This window comes from Flavobacterium frigoris PS1, from assembly GCF_000252125.1.
In the GTDB taxonomy this organism is placed as follows: domain Bacteria; phylum Bacteroidota; class Bacteroidia; order Flavobacteriales; family Flavobacteriaceae; genus Flavobacterium; species Flavobacterium frigoris_A.
Genome location: NZ_AHKF01000032.1, coordinates 71371 through 94001, shown reverse-complemented (window position 1 = coordinate 94001; position 22631 = coordinate 71371). Strand labels below are relative to the sequence as shown.

At 34.4% G+C, this 22631-nt stretch carries 19 protein-coding genes; 14 read left to right on the top strand and 5 right to left on the bottom strand.

The annotated features are described in order from the left end of the window. Together HJ01_RS17700 and HJ01_RS17240 are read left to right on the top strand one after the other, a co-directional pair. Positions 1–1151: hypothetical protein (locus HJ01_RS17700; protein ID WP_040474092.1), on the top strand; the 1151-nt coding region annotated here is incomplete at its 5' end. Positions 1152–1176: 25 nt separating this feature from the next. Further along, positions 1177–4257, top strand: coding sequence for a fibrinogen-like YCDxxxxGGGW domain-containing protein (locus HJ01_RS17240; RefSeq protein WP_007139689.1), 3081 nt, complete (start codon positions 1177–1179; stop codon positions 4255–4257). A 60-nt stretch (positions 4258–4317) separates the two neighbouring features. Here HJ01_RS17240 and HJ01_RS16685 read toward each other — a convergent pair whose 3' ends face one another. The 3 genes from HJ01_RS16685 to HJ01_RS16675 form a co-directional block, all read right to left on the bottom strand. Then, positions 4318–5262: a tRNA dihydrouridine synthase gene (locus HJ01_RS16685; protein ID WP_007139688.1), complete on the bottom strand. Its 945-nt coding sequence runs from the start codon at positions 5260–5262 to the stop codon at positions 4318–4320. 196 nt (positions 5263–5458) lie between these two features. Further along, positions 5459–6244, bottom strand: coding sequence for an anti-sigma factor domain-containing protein (locus HJ01_RS16680; protein WP_007139687.1), 786 nt, complete (start codon positions 6242–6244; stop codon positions 5459–5461). Beyond that, positions 6244–6774: an RNA polymerase sigma factor gene (locus HJ01_RS16675; protein WP_007139686.1), complete on the bottom strand. Its 531-nt coding sequence runs from the start codon at positions 6772–6774 to the stop codon at positions 6244–6246. The genes HJ01_RS16680 and HJ01_RS16675 overlap by 1 nt, the downstream gene beginning before the upstream one ends. Positions 6775–7003: 229 nt before the next feature. On the opposite strand from HJ01_RS16675, the gene HJ01_RS18010 reads away from it, so the two are divergent. From HJ01_RS18010 to HJ01_RS16650, 5 genes are all read left to right on the top strand, one after another. After that, entirely contained in the window at positions 7004–7654 is a 651-nt protein-coding gene (locus tag HJ01_RS18010) for a DUF4331 family protein (RefSeq protein ID WP_007139685.1), read from the top strand. A 28-nt stretch (positions 7655–7682) separates the two neighbouring features. After that, entirely contained in the window at positions 7683–8234 is a 552-nt protein-coding gene (locus tag HJ01_RS18005) for a DUF4331 family protein (RefSeq protein WP_007139684.1), read from the top strand. Between the two features lie 90 nt (positions 8235–8324). Then, a complete protein-coding gene (locus HJ01_RS16660) occupies positions 8325–9620 on the top strand; it encodes a tetratricopeptide repeat protein (protein ID WP_007139683.1) in 1296 nt (431 codons plus the stop codon). A 7-nt stretch (positions 9621–9627) separates the two neighbouring features. Then, entirely contained in the window at positions 9628–11841 is a 2214-nt protein-coding gene (locus HJ01_RS16655; RefSeq protein ID WP_007139682.1) for a TonB-dependent receptor, read from the top strand. A 147-nt stretch (positions 11842–11988) separates the two neighbouring features. After that, entirely contained in the window at positions 11989–12576 is a 588-nt protein-coding gene (locus tag HJ01_RS16650) for a glutathione peroxidase (protein ID WP_007139681.1), read from the top strand. 74 nt (positions 12577–12650) lie between these two features. On the opposite strand, the gene HJ01_RS16645 is transcribed toward HJ01_RS16650, so the two are convergent. Then, on the bottom strand, positions 12651–13148 hold the full coding sequence (locus HJ01_RS16645; protein ID WP_007139680.1) for a GNAT family N-acetyltransferase: 498 nt from the start codon (positions 13146–13148) through the stop codon (positions 12651–12653). A gap of 138 nt (positions 13149–13286) precedes the next feature. Between HJ01_RS16645 and menD the strand changes: the two genes are divergently transcribed. Further along, complete coding sequence (gene menD / locus HJ01_RS16640; protein WP_007139679.1) at positions 13287–14948, top strand: 2-succinyl-5-enolpyruvyl-6-hydroxy-3-cyclohexene-1-carboxylic-acid synthase; 1662 nt, start codon at positions 13287–13289, stop codon at positions 14946–14948. 168 nt (positions 14949–15116) lie between these two features. Continuing rightward, complete coding sequence (locus tag HJ01_RS16635) at positions 15117–15458, top strand: DUF2853 family protein (protein WP_007139678.1); 342 nt, start codon at positions 15117–15119, stop codon at positions 15456–15458. A gap of 68 nt (positions 15459–15526) precedes the next feature. Here HJ01_RS16635 and HJ01_RS16630 read toward each other — a convergent pair whose 3' ends face one another. Continuing rightward, complete coding sequence (locus HJ01_RS16630) at positions 15527–16879, bottom strand: M28 family metallopeptidase (protein WP_007139677.1); 1353 nt, start codon at positions 16877–16879, stop codon at positions 15527–15529. Between the two features lie 348 nt (positions 16880–17227). Here HJ01_RS16630 and HJ01_RS16625 point away from each other — a divergent pair, with 348 nt between their 5' ends. The 5 genes from HJ01_RS16625 to menA all read left to right on the top strand — a co-directional run bounded on the left by HJ01_RS16625 (position 17228) and on the right by menA (position 22626). Continuing rightward, complete coding sequence (locus HJ01_RS16625) at positions 17228–18082, top strand: S1 RNA-binding domain-containing protein (protein ID WP_007139676.1); 855 nt, start codon at positions 17228–17230, stop codon at positions 18080–18082. A gap of 606 nt (positions 18083–18688) precedes the next feature. Further along, a complete protein-coding gene (locus tag HJ01_RS16620) occupies positions 18689–19519 on the top strand; it encodes a 1,4-dihydroxy-2-naphthoyl-CoA synthase (RefSeq protein WP_007139675.1) in 831 nt (276 codons plus the stop codon). A 71-nt stretch (positions 19520–19590) separates the two neighbouring features. Next, positions 19591–20106 (top strand): PH domain-containing protein, encoded by a 516-nt coding sequence (locus tag HJ01_RS16615; RefSeq protein WP_007139674.1) that lies wholly within the window; start codon positions 19591–19593, stop codon positions 20104–20106. Beyond that, the gene (locus HJ01_RS16610; RefSeq protein WP_007139673.1) at positions 20106–21608 is read left to right on the top strand and encodes a PH domain-containing protein; all 1503 of its coding nucleotides are present in this window, start codon (positions 20106–20108) and stop codon (positions 21606–21608) included. Before HJ01_RS16615 ends, HJ01_RS16610 begins: the two co-directional genes overlap by 1 nt. Before the next feature lie 55 nt (positions 21609–21663). Further along, positions 21664–22626: a 1,4-dihydroxy-2-naphthoate octaprenyltransferase gene (gene menA, locus HJ01_RS16605; protein WP_007139672.1), complete on the top strand. Its 963-nt coding sequence runs from the start codon at positions 21664–21666 to the stop codon at positions 22624–22626. The last annotated feature ends 5 nt before the right edge of the window (positions 22627–22631 follow it).

Below are 22631 nucleotides of genomic sequence, written 5' to 3'. Positions count from 1 at the left end.
CAACAGCTAGAGCAGCAGAATTATTAAATGCAACTGCAATCACAACAGAAACAAATTCTCGTACTACTGCGGATGGAACTTTAGCAACTAATTTGGTAACAGAAGCAACAACAGCCAGAGCAGCAGAATTATTAAATTCAACTGCAATCGCAACAGAAACTTCGAATCGCAACGCTGCTGATTTATTAAAAGCGAATATTGCCTCACCTACTTTTACAGGAACGCCAACATTGCCGACTGGAACTGTTGCGATAACTCAAACGAGTGGAAATAACTCTAGTGCTATTGCTACAACTGCTTTTGTGTCAAGCGCGGTAAACACTGCTACAACCGGAAATTTTGTAGATTTAAATACAGACCAATCTGTTGGAGGAACAAAAACTTTTAGTCGTAATATAAAATTATTTGCTCAAAGTTATAGTAATACAGCTACTATGAATATTGGATTTGCGCCAGGAGGAGAAAATTATTCAGGGATATCCATGGGTGTTGATGCATTAAAAACCTACCAATATGGTACAAATGATATTGCAATTGGTAATGGGGCACTTTATAAAGACTTAAGAGGAGGAGATAATATCGCAATAGGATATCGAGCATTATATAATAGTGGAGGAAGTGTCAATAATGACTGGGGAAATCGAAATGTGGCTATAGGATCTAATTCTGGTACAAACATTATGGATGGTGATAATAATACGTTAATAGGCTATCAATCTAATACTTCAGTTGACGGTATAAGCAATTCAACTGCAATAGGAGCTAATGCTATTGTAATAACCAGCAACACCATTCAATTGGGTGATACAAATGTTACTAATGTCAATACAAGTGGTGCCATAACAGCAGCTTCTTATATCAAATCAGGAGGAACTGCTATTCAATATTTAATGGCTGATGGAAGTGTTTCTGTGGGAGCAACACCTGTTCGTGAAGTTGCTGATGAATTTTCAGCTATAGCAAGCCAGACAGCTTTTATTTTAGCACAAATACCTTCTGTTAATAGTAAAGTTAAAATGTATGTAAATGGTATCCGAATAAGTAATACCGCTTATTCTGTTACTGGTCCAACGTTGACTTATATTCCTGCTAATAATGGTTCCTATTCATTATCAATAAGTGATAGAATTCAGTTTGATTACTTTTATTAATTATCAGCTACAAAAAAGGCCTAAGATGAAGTTTTATAAAAAAATAATTTTCTTTTTTTTGATTTTTGCCACTTTTCAAGGGTTTTCTCAAAATACACTTGATAATTTGGGCCTCACGAGCAGTACGCCCGCGTCAGTAGCCTATAGTTTGAGGAAATTAAGCAGCTCCTACGTTGGTTTTGCTATTCAAGTACGAAGAAGTAATGACAATGCAACCCAAGATATTGGATTTACTAGTGGAGGGGATTTAGATACTAGTGCTTTACTAGCATTTGTAGGTTCAAATAATGGTTTTGTGACTATTTGGTATGACCAAAGTGGGAATAACCGAGATATGATTAAAACAGACTACAATTATCAGCCTCGGATTTTATTTAGTGGGCTTTTTAAATATATAGGAGAAAGGGTTGCTATCGATTTTTCAGGCAATAAAGGACTTGTTTATTCTGGAACACTAAGCTTGGCTAGTATTTCTACTGTAATAAGATCCGAAAGTACAAATTGGCCTAACTATCATACTATTTTAGGAGGTTCTCCACGAATAGGAGGAATATTGGAAAATGGAGGAACTACATTCCATTCTACTGTTTACCCAATTTCGATATGGAAAGATGGTATTTATAAAACTAATTCAGAATCCCTATCCCCAGTTGATCAAGCAATGATTTTATCCATAAGTCCACAAATTAGTACTATAAATCAAATATTTATTGGAAATTATGATGGAGGTGGAGGTGGAGGTTCTATTTTAGAAAGTGAAGCTATAGCATTTTCGTATTTAAATCCGTCCAATGTTCGACTGTCAATAGAATGTAATCAAGGAAGTTATTACGGAATTACAATGAATTCTTGTACTATAGCAATAGTAACAAATATTTCAACATCCGATTATTACACCTGTATAGGGAAAATAGCGACTCCGTTAACTGTCCAAGCTTCGGGATTAAATTTAAGTTATCAATGGTACAGTAATTACAGCTCTAGTACGAGTGGCGGTACTTTAATTAGTGGTGCTACTAGTAGTAGTTTTATACCACCTACTACAGCCACTGGAACCACTTATTATTATGTTGTTGTTTCAGGCTCCAATGGGCCAGATGTTACTAGTAATGTATCTGGTGTAATAACTGTAGAAAATTTAAAGGGAATAACGATATCTCCTAGTAGTCCCACAATAAATATAGGTTCATCAATAACTTTAACAGCTTCAGGTGCTAGTACTTATTCTTGGGGTGATGGTTTGATTACGCCCTTGGACGAAGTTGCAAGTTGTAGACTGGCTGTTGGTTTGCGCTTATTAAGGTCGGATTATGTTGGTTCATTAGTTCGTTTGAGACGAGCTAGCGATAATATTGAGGCTGATTTTGGATTTGTAGGAACTGATTTAGATATAGCTGCAATTAGCAGCTGGTTAGCAGGTTCATCGGCTTATTGTGTTAGACTATATGATCAATCAGGGAATGGAAATGATATGGTTCCTTCAAATGTAAGTGCGCAACCATTGTATGTTAAAACCGGACTAAACAACAAGCCTATTTTAAGATTTAATACTAGTCAAAATATTAAAAATACAGTAAATTTTGCGCCTCCATATACCGTTGTTTATACGGCTAAACAAACAGGTCCTACTAGAGGAAGAGTTTTAAACGCTAATAATAACTGGTTGCTTGGTTGGTGGAATGGAAATAAATCCCAAGCTCATTATGATGGTTGGGTTTCTCAACCAGGTGGAATTCCTACAGATAATAATTCGTATGTTTATTCCGCAACAGGAACTGGGAGTATTTCAACAATTTTTGAAAATGGTATTTCTAAAACCGTTAATACCACTGGTGGAACTAATGGACCAAATGGTTTAAGAATTAATGAAAGTGAACCTTCAGATTCCGATGTAGCTGATATTTTTGCTTTTGACACCGTTTTATCTAATTTAAAAAGAGAAGCTATTGAAAAAAGTTCAGCCTCTTATTACGGTATTTATGGACAACCATTAGTTCTTGGTGAAACACTAACAGTGAGTCCAACGGAAACAACAACTTATCAACTTACTGGATTTTCAGCAAATGAAGGATGTTCTGTATCCAATAATGTTACCGTAACGTTACTGAAAAACCCCAATTTAAATAATTTTAATCCACAAATAAAAACCTATTTTGATGGTTCTTATATAGTTTCACCACCAAGTAGCGTTAGTACAGGAGCAATTATTTATAGTAGTAGTAATAATTCCGTGGCAACAACTAATGGTACCACTATAACAATACAAGGAATTGGCACTACTACTATTACAGCTACTCAAGCTACTGATGGAATTCATTATGGAGATGTAATTAGTGCTACTTTAACGGTGAATTCGGTTTCAGCTTTAACTAAAAACGGACAAGTTTCTACTTCTGATCTTAATTATATTAATAAAAATGGAGCATTAACTTCAAGTAATTCATTAACAATATTTGGACAAACTATAGCAACTAAGTCTAATGATGGCTTATCCGCAGCATCAGCAGGAGTAAGTGCGTTGCAAATAAAAACGGATTTTCCAACTGCTACTGATGGATTGTATTGGATTACAAATGCCAGTATAAATGGAGGAACTCCTTTTCAAATTTATGCCGATATGACTATTGATGGAGGAGGATGGACTTTACTATTATGTAATAACAATAATTCAGGTTGGGATGGAAGTAATGCTATTTTAAGAAATGAAACAGCTCCAACTATAAACGGGCAATATTCTATAATTGCTTATGCTGATTACCTTAAAAAGAGTAGTAGTGGTTTTCAATATATGATCGATGCTTCAACTCGAGGACATTGGGGTGGGATTTGGACTGCCAATAAAGCTTACAGTTTTGTAAATACGAATAATACTCAAACAGATATTACATTAAATACAAAATTTGATTCATGGTCATATAGTAACGATGGAATTGAACAAATAATGCCTTGGTATTCCCCAGGTTCTTGTGGGAAAATTACAACAAGTAACGATGCAAATGGAAATTGGTGGGGAACTTTAGTTTCAAGTTGTGGCTTCAACCCTGCGCCTTGGATGGGATGTTGTGCTAATTCCGATCCAGGTATTATTTGGTATTGGGTTCGATAAATAAAAAAAAGCTTCAACTTTACGGTTGAAGCTTTTTTTTATTTAAAACTAACTTTTAGATTATCCCGCTTTTATAACCTCTTTCACAGCCGCTTCATAATTCCGAATGCTCTGTGCTTTTTTTATCTTTTTATGCACCTTGTGTGGATTAGAAAAAATAACTGAAAAGTACTCCCATAGATGGTGCATTTTTAATAGAATGTGAGTGGACCCAGATAAAGACTCACTGTAACCTTCGTATAAGGTATCATGAAATTCACTGAATAATTCCATTTTATTTGAGGGATATTCAGTAGTATCGTTTTTAATCATACTAGGCAAAAAAGGGTCAGCAATTAAACCTCTTCCTATCATCCAATGGTCAATCGTAGGGAATCGCGCTTGCATTTCTTTAAATTTAACGACAGTAGTAATATCGCCATTGTAATACAATTTCAATTTGGTGTTGTCAACACAAGCCTGAAAGGCATCTAAGTGAACACCTCCTTTGTACAACTGTTTTCCAATGCGAGCATGTATGGCAACATTCTTTATTGGATACTTTTCTAAGATAGGAAAAACATCCAAAATTTCCTCAGTAGTATCGTATCCCAAACGCATTTTCATGGACACGATAATATCTGATTCGTTATGTACTTTATGTAGAATCTGGTTTATCTTTTCAGTGTTGCTGATGAGCCCTGAACCCATCCCACATTTGGTCACCATAGGGTAAGGACAACCTAAGTTCCAGTTTAATTCCTTATATCCAAGTTCTCGTACATATTTAGAAACAAACAAAAACTCATCGGCATCATTTGTTATAATTTGCGGAATCACTTCTAGTTCTGAATTGTTTTCCGGTAATAAGTCACGCTGATAAGAGGATTTAATGACCATTTTTCCATTCAAACGGATATAAGGCGCATAATAAGTGTCAATACCTCCAAAGATCTTGTTTTGTGCATTTCTAAATCGAAAATCAGTAAATCCTTGTAGGGGAGAAGAGAGTAAGGTGTAGTCCATGTATTATTTAAAAATGCAAATATAATACACTTTAAACTGTTATGGTTTCCATTTAACAGATATGTTATTTAAAGTCCTTTTATCCTTTTTACTTTATCTATTAAAAGGTATGGATAATAAAAAAAACAGACTCTCTGATGAAAGTCTGTTTTTGATATCAATTGTGTTTGAAAATTTATACTTTAAATATAAAGACCTATACCTTTCCTAAGGCATACAGTTGCTCCATAGTTGGTGTTAAGCTTCCACCAGCAGGTTCTAATGTAATTCCAAAGGCTTCTGCATCTCCTGTACTGTTCCCAGCAAACATTCGTTGGTCATTTTTATCAAAGTCATCCAATAATCCGATACTGGTAGGGGTCAAAGGGTTCAATTTTAATGCCCAAACTTGATAAACCATTCCTTTTGGAGGCTCTGGTAATCCGGCCGCATCAATATAAACGACTTGTGTTTCTTTATTCCAATATACTTTGGCAGATGATTCTGGAGCAACAGCTTGTCCACCAAGGGCCACGACAGTATTTGACGTGTCTCTCACAACGGCTAAACTAATTTCAGCTGCTTTATTTTTCAGCTGAAGTTGGTTCATCTCTTGTTCCATTTTTACTTTTTCAATTTCAGTACTTACAACCTGATTATTGGTTTGTTCTAATTGATTGTATTGGTAGCCAATACCAATCATCAAAAGAATGGCAGCTGCCCATCCAATGTATTGTGCCCCATTTCTTTTTGGTGCCATTTCTATTACCTTGGTGGGATTAAGTTCTAGTTTGGCTTTAATCTTCTCATAATTTTCCACCGAGTGAAAAGGAGCAAAACTAGAGGATAAAGACACGATTGCTTTTTCGATGGCAATTATTTCGACATTTATACCAGGATTATTTTTTGCCAGAGTAGCAACTTCCTCGCTCTCAGGTTCACTTAGTAAACCATAAACGTAGAGTTCTAATATACCTGATTCTATATATTCTTTGTTTTCCATTATACTTTCAAATAATTTCGTAAATCATTAATACAATTTCTATTATGCGTTTTTACGGTTCCTAAAGGAATTTCCAACTCGTCTGAAGCTTCTTGTTGGGTGTAGCCTTTAAAAAACAATAAATCTATTATTTGGATACATTTTGGTTTCAATCTTTTGACAAATTCTTGAATCCCTATTGTATCCACTTTGTTGACTAGTTTGTTACTGTCGTCTAATAGATGTACGAAATTATCTGAGGAAAGGTTTTTTTGGCTGTTGTTAAAATTTTTTGAACGTAGCTTATCGATAGAGGTATTGCGAGCAATATTTAATATCCATGTGTAGAAGCGGCCTTTACTTTCATGGTAAGAATCAATGTTCTTCCATATTTTTACAAATACCTCTTGAAGTACATCTTCAGCTTCTTCTCTATTTCTTACTAGGACGTTAATCACCGAAAAGAGACTTTTTGAATACATATCATATAGGTGTGTAAATGCTCTTTCGTCTTTCTTGTAAATTAATACTAATAACTCGTCTTGGGTCATATGGTTAAGTTTTCAGTCACAAATCTATAAAAACTTATTTACAATTGACTTTATTTATTCTACGGGAGTTCTTAAATGGAAGTGTTTTAAAATAATTATATTTTTATTAATTATATAAAACGTTGTTTTTAAGTGCTTTATGATTTATTTTAACTTTTTTTTAATTTTTTTAAAACCAAAAGGAATCTAATCGCGTAAATGCTTGTATAACCTTTTAAATAATAAAAAAATGAAAAAGACAAAAATGATGTTGGGTCTATCGCTAATTGCGATTTCAGGCTTAATCTTAGTAGCAGCGGATCACGTAGATGCTCCATCGGTAACAGGTAATGCAGCAGACATTACTGATATGTACACATTTCAGGGACAAGAGACGGCTAATTTAGTATTTGCAGTTAATACTCAAGGATTGCTTAGTCCTAATGCAACGGGTGCTGCAGCATTCAATGAAAATGTGATGATTGAAATTAACATCGACAATACTGGTGATAATGTAGAAGACCTTGTAATACAAGCAATCAAAAAGGGAGATAAAATGTATTTCTTTGGACCATACGCTCCTTCAGCAACTGGAACATCTAGTACAATTAAAACAAGCGCAGCATCTGGAAGTGTAGCTATTTCTAAATACGGAGCTACTCCTGTAACGTCAACAGAAAACGGAATGAAATTCTTTGCAGGACCAAGAGATGATCCTTTCTTCTTTGACTTAGGTCAATTTCAAGCAATCTTAGGGGGAACTGCTACAGGGTTTAACAATCCGGGTACAGATACTTTTGCTGGATCAAATGTACTTTCAGTAGTAGTTGAGGTTCCAAAAGCAATGTTAGGTACAGCAAGTTCTTTGAACGTATGGGCAGAAACTAAGAAAAAACAATAATAAATTTTATTCTAAAAAATTCAAAATTATGAAGACAAATAAATTCAAAATCATAACTCTAGCACTTGTATGTGCAGTAGCTACAGTAAGCTGTAACGACGACGACAACAATAATGATTCTATGGTAAGTGCAGACTTCTCTGGAACATATATGCAACAAGATCAAATGGCAAGACCAGCAATAAACACAGTTTTTATTGCCTCAGGACAACCTAAAGACGATTTTAATGCGGCTATTCCTTCTGCAATGGGAGCAAAATACCAATCTATTTTTCAATCTAGACTATTGGCTTTAAATCCTGCATTTACAACGAATGCATTAGGACAAACTGCTGCTCAATTTACAGGATTGTTAGCAACGGATGTATTGAATGTGAAAACTTCAGGTAAAACTACTTTCTTCGACGGAACAAATGTTCTAACAGGTAGAGCTTTGGCTGATGACGTTATTGACGTGGAATTACTATTAATCTTTGGAGGTACAAATGGTGCGGCTAACCCTGGACTTACTTCAGATCACGTTGATGCAAATGACAAGGCTTTTACAACTTCATTCCCTTATTTGGCGGCTGCCTGGTAGGAGATAACAAAAAAAAGCAGAGTACATCATTACTAAAGTACTCTGTTTTTTTTTTCTTTTTTAACAAACAACAAACAAAAAATATAGATTATGAAACCGTATAAATTAATCCCTGTTTTGGTTTTTACAATCCTTTTTATTTTCGCTTGCGAAAATAAACCAAATCAAATTACAAAAACATCCGATTACGATAAATACTTGCATGTAGCAGGAAATGAATCGATGGATTTTGCAAACAAAGAAATTGAATTCTGGCAGTCTAAATATGATGCCGCCCCAAACCAAAAGACTTATTTGGGTGTAATTGCTTCAAAATATGCAACTCTTTTTGAATACACAGGAAATATAAAGAATTTATATAAAACCGAAGAGCTATTGACGCAGTCAAATGAAGCTAGTAATTACTCTAGAGTTTCAACGATTCGTTCTTTGGGACGTAATTATATTGCACAACATCGATTTAAAGAGGCGTTAGTTTTAGCTAATAAAGCTCTTGCTATAGGTGAAGGACGCAAAGAAACTCAAAAATTACTTTTTGATGTTCAGATGGAATTAGGGAATTTCCCTGAAGCCGAAGCAAATTTGAATGCTATTAAAGATATGAAGGATTATGATTACTTGATCCGTTTGGCAAAATGGAACGACCACAAAGGTGATTTAGAAACAGCTATCACTTTCATGGAAAAGGCGAGAGACATTGCCGAAAAAGAAGATAATAAAATACTAAAAATATGGTCTTATTCTAATCTAGGTGATTTTTATGGTCACGCTGGAATGATACAAGAATCATATGATAGTTACTTAAAAACATTAGCAATAGATCCCAATTATTCCTACGCGTTAAAAGGAATTGCTTGGATTGTTTTTTCTCATGAGAGAAATACAACCGAAGCAAAAAGAATTGTGGAAGCTATTGAAGTTACTCATAATACTCCAGATTTCTTTTTATTAAAATCGCAAATCGCTCAATTTGAAGGTAATGAAAAAGAGGCTGTGGCCAATGAAAAAGCCTATTTCAGTATGTTAAATGCCAATAATTATGGTGCAATGTACAATAAATACAACACCTTAATTTATGCTGATGAAAAAGCAAATGCTGCAAAAGCAGTTGAAATTGCAAAAATCGAAGTAGATCATAGACCTACACCAGATTCGTACGATTTATTAGCCTGGTCGTATTTAAATGTTGGACAAAATCAAAAAGCATTAGAGATTGCAAAAGCACATGTTATAGGGAAGTCTTTCGAACCCAAAGTTCAATACCATTTAGCGATGATCTACAAAGCGAATAATGAGACTCAAAAAGTAGCACCTATTAAAGAGGAGTTGCTATCTAGCATTTATGAGTTAGGACCAAACTTCGAGAAAAAGGTAAATCAATTATAAATGACAGATGAGATATTTTTTAACTTTCGTACTATCCGTAATTGGACTAGTATCGCATAGTCAAGTTCATAAAGGAACGGTTGTAGACGAATTTGGCAATGCAATCGAGAACGCCTATTTAGTAAATACAAATTCAGAAAGTCATGCGCATACGAATGAATTAGGGATGTTTAGTATTGATAAAACAAATATAGGAGATGGTATAAAAGTAACCGCTTTGGGTTATAAAAAGTCAAATTTCACTATTAATGATTCAGTAAGTACTGTTGTATTAGAAGATGATATTTTTAGATTGAATGAAATTGTCATTCAGCAAAAATTATCTGCTATGAATGTAATTTCAAAAATTGATTTGCAAACCACTCCAGTGAATTCCTCACAAGAAATCCTTAGAAAGGTACCTGGATTATTCATTGGCCAACATGCTGGTGGAGGTAAGGCAGAGCAGATATTCTTGAGAGGTTTTGATATTGATCATGGTACAGATATTGCCATTTCAGTAGATGGAATGCCAGTCAATATGGTTTCACATGCACATGGACAAGGCTATGCCGATTTGCACTTTGTAATTCCTGAGACCGTAGAAAAAATAGATTTTGGAAAAGGCGCGTATTATGCGGACAAAGGGGATTTTGCAACCGCAGGATACGTTGCCTTCCAAACTATTGAAAAATTAAATAAAAGTAGCATCAGTGTTGAAGCTGGCCAATTTAATACCCTAAGAACAGTAGGTTTATTTGACCTATTGGGAAAACAAAAAAAACAAAGCGCCTATATAGCTACAGAGTATATTCTGACAGATGGTCCATTTGACTCGTCTCAAAATTTCAATAGGGTCAACCTGCTAGGAAAATATTCAGCAATTTTAAATGATAACAGTAAGTTTTCAATTTCTGCCTCTCGTTTTTCCAGCAAGTGGGATGCTTCAGGTCAAATACCACAACGTTTGGTTGATGATGGTACTATTTCGAGATTTGGTTCTGTAGATGATACCGAAGGAGGAAATACTGCGAGAACTAATATAAATGCTACTTTAAGTAAACCCATTGATGAAAATACCTTTTTGAAGGCGAATGCTTTCTACTCTAAGTATGAATTTGAATTGTATTCTAACTTTACTTTTTTCCTTGAAGACCCTATTAATGGAGATCAAATTAAACAAAAAGAAAGTAGAGATATATACGGAATGAATGCGGAGTTAAACAAGAAAATAAAAAATAATGATTGGGATGTATTATTTCAATTGGGTGTTGGTTTTCGTGCTGATGCAACAACAGATTCTGAGCTCTCACATACATTAAATAGAAGTACTACATTAGAAAAAATTAAATTGGGAGATATCGACGAAGCGAATGGTTTTTCGTATTTAAATTCAGAAATTAAATTAGGAAAATTGCTTATCAATCCAGCAGTTCGATTAGATTATTTTAAATTCAATTACCAAGATAAATTAGCTCCAGTATACAAAACACAATCAGAAAGTGAAGTAAAAGTTTCTCCAAAGTTAAATTTCATTTATTCACAAAATAACGATTTGCAATTTTTTGTAAAATCGGGAATTGGTTTTCATTCTAATGATGCTAGGGTAGTAATACAAAATAATGGAAAACAGATTTTGCCAGCATCTATTGGAACCGACATAGGGACTATTTGGAAGCCATTTCCAAAACTGATCGTAAACTCAGCGTTATGGTATTTGTATCTAGAACAAGAATTTGTTTATGTAGGTGATGCAGGAATTATAGAACCCAGCGGAAAATCGAAGCGAATGGGGATCGATTTGGGCTTGCGTTATCAGTTGAATGATTATTTGTATTTTGATGCTGACGCTAATTATACTTATGCTAGAAGTATTGATGAACCTAATGGTCAAAATTATATTCCATTAGCACCAGATTTTACGTCAACTGGAGGATTAAGTTTTCAAAAATGGAATGGCTTATCAGGAGGACTACGTTATCGTTATTTGAAAAGTCGTCCTGCTAATGAGGATAATTCTATAGTTGCCAAAGGATACGCTATTGCTGATTTTAATGTCAATTATACGTATAACAAGGTCACTTTTGGAGTATCAATTGAGAATTTGTTAAATACTGAATGGAATGAAACACAGTTTGCAACCGAATCAAGATTGCAAAACGAAAGTAATAGTGTAGAGGAAATACATTTTACGCCTGGAACTCCTTTATATATGAAAGGAAAAATCACCTACACATTTTAACAATATAGTGAATTTGTTTGTTTTTTGAGCCTAGCGTTTTTTGATCAACGTTAGGCTCTTGTTTTTTTAACTTTTGTTCATTAATAATTAAAAGTTAATGCAAAGTGTACTTAGTACAATTTTTTTAATTTTATAAAAAAAATAATTATGAAAAAACTATTATTTGTAGCTTGCACATCACTATTGCTTTTTAGTTGCCAAAATCAGGCACAACAGAAAATGACAGAGAATAATAAAACTGAAATAGCCATGACAAAACAAAATATCTACCAATTTAAAGTAGAAGATTTATCCGGAAACACTTTTGATTTTTCAACCTTGAAAGGCAAAAAAGTAATGATTGTAAACACCGCTTCAAAATGTGGGTTAACACCGCAATACAAAGATTTAGAAGCTATATATAAAGAGTATAAAGATCAAGGGTTTGTGATCGTGGGATTTCCAGCCAATAATTTTGCGTCGCAAGAACCAGGGACAAATGAAGAAATTGCTTCTTTTTGCCAAATGAATTATGGTGTGACTTTTCCAATGATGGACAAAGTCTCCGTAAAAGGAGGTGATATGTGCGCCATGTATCAGTTTTTGACACAAAAATCTAAAAACGGATTACAAGATTCTGATGTAGAATGGAATTTTCAAAAATACCTAGTCAATGAAAACGGAGAATTAGAAAAAGTAATTGCTCCACAAACATTGCCTACAGACGCTTCTGTAATTAATTGGATTAAAGCCTAGTATATTCAATGCTATATTTACCGCTAGTTAACTATTCTATTTGAATCACAAATAAGTAGTTAACTAGCGTTTTTTTATTCTAATATCAATTGCATAAAAACAGAATGTAGCCAGCGGTCAAATTTAAACCCTGACTCTTTAATTATTCCTACTGTTTTAAACCCGAATTTTTCATGAAAATCGATGCTGCTTTGATTTTCGGCATCAATTACGCCTATCATAGTGTGTAATCCTTGCTTTTTTGCTAGCTGAATTAATTCCTGAAGTAAAATTTTCCCAATTCCTTTTCCATGAAAATCATTATGCACATAGACAGAATGCTCTACAGTGAATTTATACGCTTCACGAAATCTAAATTCACTATACATTCCAAAGCCTACAACAGTTCCATCCAATTCAGCAACAATAACAGGGAATTGTTTCGCTATTTTTTCTTCGAGAATGGCCCGCTGCTGCTCATAACTTCTAATGTTGTAATCATACAAGGCTGTTGAATTCAAAATGTTATAATTGATGATTTCCAAGATTGCTTGTGTGTCTTGGATTTGATAGGCTCTTAGCTTGATTTCCATTTAGTAATTATTTGTTTCCAAAATTAATAAAAATCAATCAAAATGAATCAAAAAGAAAGAGCAAGTTTGTAACTTTGCTTGCATTAAGGTTTCGAAAAACTTTAAACTTTTAAACCTTAAATTTTAAACTAATTTTTAATGATTTATCCCAAAATACCTTTAGCACAAAGCATTATTCAAATTTGTTTGGCCAAAGGAATCGCTACCATAATAATTTCGCCAGGTTCGCGTAATGCACCACTAATAATTGGTTTTGTAAATAATCCCGCTTTTCAATGTTACAGTATTGCTGATGAGCGTTCGGCAGCATTTTTTGCATTGGGAATTGCGCAGCAGAGCAAACAGCCCGTTGCATTAGTTTGTACCTCTGGCTCGGCATTGTTAAATTACTATCCCGCTTTTGCAGAAGCATTTTACAGTCAGATTCCAATGATTGTAATTTCGGCGGACCGTCCGCAAAGCAAGATTGATATAGGTGATGGGCAAACCATCCGACAGGAAAATGTATTCGAAAACCATTCCTTGTACAACGCTAACTTAGATGCAGCTGTTTCGATTGAAAATGATCAAAAAATCAATGAGGCTATAAATACAGCTATCGATAAAAAAGGGCCCGTACATATTAATGCTCCCTTTGAAGAACCATTATACGAAACAGTCTCAGAGCTCTCGGTGGATGTGAATATTTTCGCTTCCGCAAATGAGAATCAGATAATTTCCATGGAGGAATTGGCGCAATTTGCTGCGATTTGGAATAATTCTCCTCGCAAAATGGTTTTGGTTGGTGTCAATGATCCAAATGTAGTCAGCGACAAAACTGTTGAAGCATTGGCCAATGACAATTCGGTTGTTGTTATGACTGAAACGACGTCTAACTTGCATCACCCTTCTTTTATCAATAACATCGACACCATAATTACGCCATTTACAAATGAAGATTTCGAAGACTTTTGTCCAGATATTTTAGTGACTTTTGGAGGAATGATTGTCTCTAAGCGTATCAAAGCCTTTTTGAGAAAATACAAACCAAAACACCATTGGCATATTGACACTTTGCGAGCATATGATACTTTTGGTACATTGTCAAAGCATTTTGAAGTAGATGCTAATGTGTTTTTTGATGCTTTTTTGCCACTTACGACAACGGTTGTCAGTGATTATTTTGTAAAAACAGAAGCAGTTCAGCTTTTGCGTAAGCAAAAAGGAGCTCTTTATTTAGATAAAATTCCTTTTTCGGATTTTAAAGTTTTTGAAAAAGTGATGCCTCTTTTACCTAAAAATAGTCAGTTACAAATAAGTAATAGTTCTGCGATCAGGTATGCGCAATTGATAGATATTGATCCTTCGATTGAGGTATATTGTAACCGTGGGACTAGTGGAATCGATGGAAGTACCTCTACCGCGATTGGTGCGGCTGCAGCCAATGGAAAACAAACAACTCTTATTACAGGGGATATTGGATTTTTGTACGACAGCAATGCTTTGTGGAATAATTATATTCCGAAAAACTTCAAAATTATATTGATTAATAATGGCGGAGGTGGAATATTTAGAATTTTACCGGGTCATAAAGAGACGCCTGTTTTTAATACCTTTTTTGAAACCTCTCATTGCCTGACAGCAGAACACTTGGCTAAAATGTATGGCTTTGAATATACTATCGCCAGTGATGAAAGCAGTTTAGTAAATAGTCTGAATGACTTATATGCTCAAAATGATAAACCTTCTATTTTGGAGGTTTTTACGCCAACATTAAAGAATGACACTATTTTGCTACAGTTTTTCAAAGAATTAGTTTAAATAGTTAATTATAAAGGATGTAAACTGCTGTAAATAGGTTGTTTGTCGATTTTAATGGTTTTTTGTCTAATAGTACGCTTATTGATGAATTGAAACAGCTTTTTAATAATTTATTTTTTATAACTTACATCTTACTAGACTAATAATGTAAACTATAAACTACTATTTATGAGCGCAAGAGATGAGTTAATTGTAAAATATGCTGCAGATTTGAGAGAGAAATGCGGAGTTAATCCTAACATGGATTTATTGACAAAAGTAACTATTGGTTGTGGTCCTTCAATTTATAATAAGGATTCTTCAACTGTAGCCGGAAGTCAACAAACGGAATTGGACACAGTGAAAAACAACTTTTTAATCAAAAAATTAGGTCTTAAAGACGGTTCAGATTTAGATGCAGGAATTGATGCAGTTATTGAAAAGTACGGTCGCTCAAATGCAAATAAATACAGAGTAGTAGTTTATTATTTGTTAGCAGTTCACTTTAAAAAAGAAAGTGTTTACAATTAGTAAATTATTGATATAAAATTAAAAGCGCCTTTTGGGCGCTTTTTTTGTGGGTAGTTATTATTTTTTTTTTATCTAATAGGAATTGGGAATAGCGGTAAACTAGCGTGTCCCAATTCATCTACAGCTTGCACTGCAAATAGAAAATTATCTTTTGAATATGGAATTGTTGCTTTTGTGTCTGTTACGAAAATTGATTTTTGCCAATTTGTGTCCGAAGTTTCTCGCACTAATACTTGGTAGCCATAGACTTTTTTGCCTTCTGGTGCTTTCCAAACTAAAGTAGAAAAATTAGTCAGCTCTTTTACTTCAATACCTACATTGGTAGGCGCTTTAGGAGACCAGGCTAAATTAGCTAATGTGGCCAAGTTTGATGCAGCAATTTTTCTTAAATACTCAAAATCCATAAATTCGAGAAGATCACCATATTTAATATTATTTTCAGTTCTTAGATCTTGGTGTTGATGGTCATGGTTTTCGTTCATTTCACAAAAACGGACAGCGGTAAAACCATTTTGACTAAAAGGAGTGTGGTCTCCACCACGTAAAAAACGATCGTTTCTATAGACAAGATTTATTTCTAACTGGTCTACATATATATCCGTGGCGGTTTTGATATAACGAGCTAATAATCTTGAAGGACTATCATTGTCTCTATTAATTAATTTTCTCATTTTAGCTTCATCTTCCGTTTCAAGATATGGAGTCGCTTCGCTAAATACTCTAACTTTCGTATTGTCTCTTAGATTAGTTCCACTAGATAAGCTGTTTCCTATCATATCATTGTTGAGCATGGCTAGAATATTCCAGTTTTCTTTTTTGGCTAATTCGGCCAAATGTCTGGCACCATACAATCCTTGTTCTTCGCCCGTAACTGCTACAAAAATAATGGTGGATGGAAAGGATCTCTTGCTCATTATTTTGGCGAGTTCCATCATAGCCGCAACTCCTGAGCCATCATCATTTGCACCTGGCGCATCTGACTTTGTATCCATCACATCTGTAACACGAGAATCTAGATGACCGCTAATGATAAGTACACGATCATCTGCAGGGTCAGTTCCTTTTAAAGTAGCCATAACATTTCCTAGTTGGCTATCAGTCGCGATGCGTCTACCGTCCGCCTTTATCGTAAAATAATCTATAGTTGCTGTCAGCCTCCCATTAGACTCGAGGGCGTATTTATCAAATTCAGATTTTACCCATTGTTGTGCAGCTCCAATACCTCTTGTTTTACTCTTGGTATCGCTTAAAGTATGTCTTGTCCCAAAAGAGACTAATTTTTTAACTGTGGCTTCAAGGTTTTCGGATTTAATCTCTGTAATCATTTTTTTGATTTCAGGATCTTCTACTGTGGTTTGTGCGTAATTGTTATAAGAATTAAATAGGAGTAGGAATAAACAAAGAATGGGAGTAGATTTCATTAATGTGCTTTTTAGTTTCCTCAAATATAAGTAAAAAGGAAAATATAAAAGTAGCAAAATTAAATTTTAGGATTTGTCTATTCTTTATAGATTTACTAGTTCAAAGGTTCCATTATTCTGAAATACAAAACGTTCTAATCTAGGCCCGATAGCAGCATGTATCCTTTTATGGCGGTGTTCGCCAAAAAAGATACTGCGTACAGCGGGGCAACTGATGATGAAATAACAAATAATATTCCTCCTTAAAAAGGAAATAGGCATTGGTTTTACTATATTTTTTTTTGTGGAAGGTTTCCTAATTTAGTATTTTCAATCTTCGTACCTTTGCATCCAAGAAAATAGAATAAAATGATTGAAATAGGAAAATACAATACGCTTATAATACTTCGTGATACCAAAGTAGGTCTGTTTTTGGGAACGCCAGACACGGATCCAGAAGGACTACATGATATACTTTTACCCAACAAATACGTGCCTAACGAATTTGAAATTGGAGAAGAGCTCATCGTATTTGTGTATTTAGACCACGAAGAACGTCCAGTTGCAACGACATTAGAACCTTATATATTACTAAATGAATTTTCGCTTTTACGTGTGAATTATGTAAATCAAATTGGAGCTTTTATGGATTGGGGAATGGAAAAAGACATTCTGGTTCCATTTAAAGAGCAAGCGCGCCCGATGGAAAAAGGGAAACGTTACTTGGTTTATCTTTATATGGATGAAAAAACCAACCGTTTAGTAGCTTCAAGTAAGACAAATCAATTCCTTAAAAATGATGTGCTTACTATTGAAAAAGGAGAGGAAGTTGATTTGATTGTTTCGCATATTACGGAACTTGGAATCAATGTGATCATTAATGAGCGCCATAAAGGTTTACTTTATAAAGATGAGGTCTACGATGATGCTATTCGTACTGGAGATCGCATGCGCGGTTATATTAAAACGATTCGTCCGGATAATAAAATTGATGTTGCGCTTCAAATTCAGGGGTATCAAAGTATCGAACCTAATGCAGATATAATTCTAGATGAACTAAGAGCAAGTCGTGGTTTTTTACGATTAACTGATAATTCACATCCTGAAGATATTAAAACGGTTTTGAAAATGAGTAAAAAAACCTTTAAGAAGGCGATTGGAGCTTTATACAGGGAGAAATTAATTGAGATTAAGGAAGACGGGATCTATCTCGTTAAGGAATAAAAAAAAGAAAGACTAATCGAGATGATTAGTCTTTCTCTTTTTAGTTTGTTTCGAATAATCGAAGTACAAAGCTAAAAGTAATCTAAGGCAAACATTTACTTATAAGCTAGACTTAATTTATAATAAAAACCATTTGGTTTCTTTTTATTTTATAAAGGTAGTTATTCCAAAGTTTTGCTGCCATCCAACTTTTCTTAAGGCAGCAATATGGTTTTCAAATCCTTTCTTTTAACCGTAGGTGTTACTATAGTCCTTTCACAATTTCGGTAAATAGTTTTCTCCTATTCTCACTTTTTAGGTTCTTATTTAAAACCATAAAATCAAGAGAGACGAAATTTTTAAATTTAATCAAGGTATTCTTTTTTTAGGTTAATAAATCAGTGAAATTTAAGGCTAAATCAGTGAGTTTTATTTCCAATCATCTGATTAACATTGTTTAAAATTAATAATTTTTTTTCAGGGAGACTGTTAATGTTTTATTTTATTTGAAACTTTAACACTTTGTAGCGGTTGTTTGTAGATCGATTTCCAAAGCTTAGCTTGATAGAATAGTATAAACTGCAAAAAATGATTTATTTTTACACTAAATAATTAAAATCACTTGCAATGGATTGGATTACGGTAAAAGATTACGAAGATATTACATATAAAAAATGCAACGGAGTAGCCAGAATAGCATTCAACAGGCCTGATGTGCGCAATGCATTTCGCCCTAAAACTACTGCTGAATTGTATAATGCATTTTATGATGCACAAGAAGACACGTCGATAGGTGTTGTTTTACTGTCCGCTGAAGGACCTTCGTCTAAAGATGGTATCTATTCCTTTTGTAGCGGTGGCGATCAAAATGCACGCGGTCATCAAGGTTACGTGGGAGAAGATGGGCAACATCGTTTAAACATACTTGAAGTACAGCGTTTGATTCGTTTCATGCCGAAGGTAGTTATTGCTGTAGTTCCGGGTTGGGCAGTAGGAGGCGGGCACAGTTTGCATGTGGTTTGCGACTTGACTTTGGCTAGTAAAGAACATGCGATATTTAAACAAACGGATGCTGATGTGACTAGTTTTGACGGAGGATATGGTTCTGCATATTTAGCAAAAATGGTTGGGCAGAAAAAAGCACGTGAAATCTTTTTTTTAGGACGCAATTACTCAGCACAAGACGCGATGGACATGGGAATGGTGAATGCCGTTATTCCACATGCTGAGTTAGAAGATACTGCTTATGAATGGGCACAGGAAATTTTAGGAAAGTCACCTATGGCTATAAAAATGTTGAAGTTTGCCATGAACCTGACTGATGATGGAATGGTAGGACAACAGGTTTTTGCTGGTGAAGCTACAAGATTGGCTTACATGACCGAAGAAGCCAAAGAAGGAAGAAATGCATTTCTTGAAAAGAGAAAGCCAAACTTTGAAAAAAAATGGTTACCATAAAAAATAGTTTCAAGTTTCAATTTATATCTAGCACTTTAAACTTTTAAACATTGAACTTTAAACCATAAATAATGGAGAATTTTACAAATGAAATAATTGATACGACACAGCTTCCTAGATTTGAAGAAGTAGAATTTTCAGTTTTGCATCCAAATTATTGGAAGGTGACTTTGCTTAACGCCTTTTTCTTTTTTTTAATTTTTGCTATTGGACTTGGATTACTTCTGTATTTCAACCGAGGGCTCGTAGTGTTTCTTGTCGATATTTCAGTCATTTATTCTGTTCTGCTAATTACGGCTGTACTTCTTTCGAGAATAGCTTTTAAGAAAAAAGGCTTTGCTTTTAGAACTCATGATGTGTTATATAGATATGGAATTATAGCAACAAATACGATTGTAATTCCTTACAATAGAGTGCAACACGTAGCTTTACATGAAGGTTTTGTTTCGCGTTTTTTTGGCCTGGCTAAGATAGAGGTTTTTACTGCTGGTGGTAGTTCAAGCGATATTCAAATTCCTGGAATCGAAATGAAGCAGGCGGAGAATATCAAACAGTTGTTGATGGGTAAAATTCAAAAAAAACTGTAATGGAAGAGGATTTTAAGCAGCCACAGCGGCAATCTTCCATTGGTGTCTTATTAATGTTTGTTACTACTTTGCAGCAATGGGGAAGAGCTTTGTGGCCTGTTGCGCTAGTGTATGTTTTTAAAATAGACGAACTTAATAAGGGGTATCTATATATTGGGATAGCGTTTTTTTTGATTGTTATTGGGATTGTAGCTTACTTAAAATACTTGAACTTCACCTTTTATTTGGATGATGAAAATGATGAATTTGTTATTAATGAAGGGATTTTGAATAAAACAAAAACCATTATTCAACTTAATAAAATACAACAGGTAAACATTAATCAGTCATTGCTACAGAGGGTTATAGGTGTTTATGAGCTAGATGTGGATACTGCTGGAAGTAATAAAAAGGAAGGTAGTATAAAAGCGATTTCGCATTTTTTGGCTTTAGGTTTGAAAGCGCGCTTAATGGAGAATGAACAAGTTGATAGTTATACTGAGTCTTCAGAAGTAGAGTCAGATGAAGTAGATGCTGAAGCCCGCCCTTTTATGTCAATTAGCTTTTTAAGTTTGTTGAAAGTAGGGGTTACTTCCAATTATGTAAAAGGCCTTGGTTTAATAGTGGCTTTCGTTGCTACAGTTTTTGAAAACAGTAAGAACTTTATAAGTCAATATGATTTCGACGATGAAAAGATAGACGCTTATTTAGATAAATCTCGGATCATTCAGTCTGTGGCTATCATCACTTTTTTGATCTTAAGTAGTATATTGATTATCAATTTGGTTCGTGTTGTTTTTAGGTATTTTGATTACAAAATAGCGAGACAAAACGGTTCGCTGTTACTTTCATTTGGCTTGTTGAGTACAAAAAGCACGATTATTAAGCCTGAAAAGGTACAGATAGTCACTGTTACTAGAAATTTTTTCCAAAAGAAAATGAATATTCTAGAGCTTAAAATAAAACAGGCGACAAGTGGCGAAAAAGAAGATCGGAAGTCGGTTATTGAAATCCCTGGTTGTAACGAAAGCGAAAGTGTTGAAATACTGAAATTACTATTTCTTAAGGCTCCCGAAAAAGGAATGATGTTAAAGCCTAATTTTCGTAAATTAGTGTTCTCCATATTCCTTTCAATAATACTACCTTTAACTGGGTTTTTTGCTTTTGCAAAATTTATCCAGCCTATGTTTATGGATTATGTGTATGTAGTGCCTATATATGTAGTTTTCGTTGGGATTATTGTTTATTTTGGTTTTAGGAATAATAGGCTATATGTAAATGATGATTTTATTATTAAACAAAGTGGCGCTTGGGATGTTGATAATAAAATTATTGAACCAGGGAAAATTCAAGCCATAACTACTTCACAGTTGTTTTGGCATAAAAGCGCAGATATTGGATCGATAACGATACATACAGCTGGAGGTAATATTTCCTTTCAATTAGGGGATTATTCTAAAATCAAACAGTACGTGAATCTATGGCTTTATGAAATGGAGACCTCAAACAGCAATTGGATGTAGTCATTGGATTGAAAAAATAATAATAATTAAGTAGTAATAAAAAAAAGAAAATACAATGAAGCATTGGATAGAAGCCGCACGATTAAGAACATTGCCCTTATCGGTTTCCGGTATTATTGTGGGTAGTATGTATGCGCTGGCAAACCCAACGGATAATATATTAACGCCGACAGAAGTTTTTAACTGGAGGGTATTTGGTTTTGCGATTTTAACGACTCTTGGATTGCAGATACTGTCCAATTTTGCGAATGATTATGGTGATGGGATAAAAGGAACTGATAATGACGATAGGGTCGGTCCTAAACGTGCTATTCAGAGCGGTGCAATCTCTCCTGCTGCAATGAAGCGTGCTATTATAATTACGTCGTTGCTTACTTTACTTTCAGCTGTGCTGTTGATTTTTGTTGCCTTTACGGACACTAATATTTATTACTCGCTGTTTTATTTAGTCTTGGGTATTTTAGCAATTGCATCTGCGATACGTTATACTATAGGCAGTAAAGCTTACGGATATCGTGGTTTTGGTGACGTATTTGTCTTTGTTTTTTTTGGCTTGGTCAGTACTATAGGGGTGAATTTTTTATATTCTCAGCAAATAGATTTGGAGCTCTTTTTGCCGGCAATGGCTATTGGGTTTTTAAGTGTGGGTGTCTTGAATTTGAATAATATGCGTGATGAGGAGTCAGATAAGAAAGTAGGAAAGAACACATTAGTAGTGCAAATTGGAGGTAAAAAAGCAAAGTTATATCACTACTTTGTAGTCACGTTTGGAATGGCTTTGGTTGTGATTTTTGCTTTATTAAACGGTTTTAGGTTGGATCAATATTTGTTTTTACTGGCTTTTATTCCTTTAAGTACTCATTTAGTTAGAGTTTATAAAAACAAAGATGCCAGACTATTAGATCCTGAATTAAAAAAATTAGCTCTTAGCACATTTGCTCTTTCAATATTGCTTGCTTTGGGTATGGTATCATTAATTTCGGATATTATTGTGAACTTGTTTTTAGGAGGAAGATAAAATAT

What these genes read in the sequence shown, in the direction of transcription:
- HJ01_RS16610 (WP_007139673.1), top strand. Translation starts at nt 20,106, where the DNA reads ATGGAAGAGGATTTTAAGCAGCCACAGCGGCAATCTTCCATTGGTGTC.
- HJ01_RS16630 (WP_007139677.1), bottom strand. Translation starts at nt 16,879, where the DNA reads ATGAAATCTACTCCCATTCTTTGTTTATTCCTACTCCTATTTAATTCT.
- HJ01_RS16615 (WP_007139674.1), top strand. Translation starts at nt 19,591, where the DNA reads ATGGAGAATTTTACAAATGAAATAATTGATACGACACAGCTTCCTAGA.
- HJ01_RS18010 (WP_007139685.1), top strand. Translation starts at nt 7,004, where the DNA reads ATGAAAAAGACAAAAATGATGTTGGGTCTATCGCTAATTGCGATTTCA.
- HJ01_RS17240 (WP_007139689.1), top strand. Translation starts at nt 1,177, where the DNA reads ATGAAGTTTTATAAAAAAATAATTTTCTTTTTTTTGATTTTTGCCACT.
- HJ01_RS16650 (WP_007139681.1), top strand. Translation starts at nt 11,989, where the DNA reads ATGAAAAAACTATTATTTGTAGCTTGCACATCACTATTGCTTTTTAGT.
- HJ01_RS16635 (WP_007139678.1), top strand. Translation starts at nt 15,117, where the DNA reads ATGAGCGCAAGAGATGAGTTAATTGTAAAATATGCTGCAGATTTGAGA.
- HJ01_RS16655 (WP_007139682.1), top strand. Translation starts at nt 9,628, where the DNA reads ATGAGATATTTTTTAACTTTCGTACTATCCGTAATTGGACTAGTATCG.
- HJ01_RS16660 (WP_007139683.1), top strand. Translation starts at nt 8,325, where the DNA reads ATGAAACCGTATAAATTAATCCCTGTTTTGGTTTTTACAATCCTTTTT.
- HJ01_RS18005 (WP_007139684.1), top strand. Translation starts at nt 7,683, where the DNA reads ATGAAGACAAATAAATTCAAAATCATAACTCTAGCACTTGTATGTGCA.
- HJ01_RS16620 (WP_007139675.1), top strand. Translation starts at nt 18,689, where the DNA reads ATGGATTGGATTACGGTAAAAGATTACGAAGATATTACATATAAAAAA.
- HJ01_RS16625 (WP_007139676.1), top strand. Translation starts at nt 17,228, where the DNA reads ATGATTGAAATAGGAAAATACAATACGCTTATAATACTTCGTGATACC.
- HJ01_RS16675 (WP_007139686.1), bottom strand. Translation starts at nt 6,774, where the DNA reads ATGACCCAAGACGAGTTATTAGTATTAATTTACAAGAAAGACGAAAGA.
- menA (WP_007139672.1), top strand. Translation starts at nt 21,664, where the DNA reads ATGAAGCATTGGATAGAAGCCGCACGATTAAGAACATTGCCCTTATCG.
- HJ01_RS16645 (WP_007139680.1), bottom strand. Translation starts at nt 13,148, where the DNA reads ATGGAAATCAAGCTAAGAGCCTATCAAATCCAAGACACACAAGCAATC.
- HJ01_RS16685 (WP_007139688.1), bottom strand. Translation starts at nt 5,262, where the DNA reads ATGGACTACACCTTACTCTCTTCTCCCCTACAAGGATTTACTGATTTT.
- HJ01_RS16680 (WP_007139687.1), bottom strand. Translation starts at nt 6,244, where the DNA reads ATGGAAAACAAAGAATATATAGAATCAGGTATATTAGAACTCTACGTT.
- menD (WP_007139679.1), top strand. Translation starts at nt 13,287, where the DNA reads ATGATTTATCCCAAAATACCTTTAGCACAAAGCATTATTCAAATTTGT.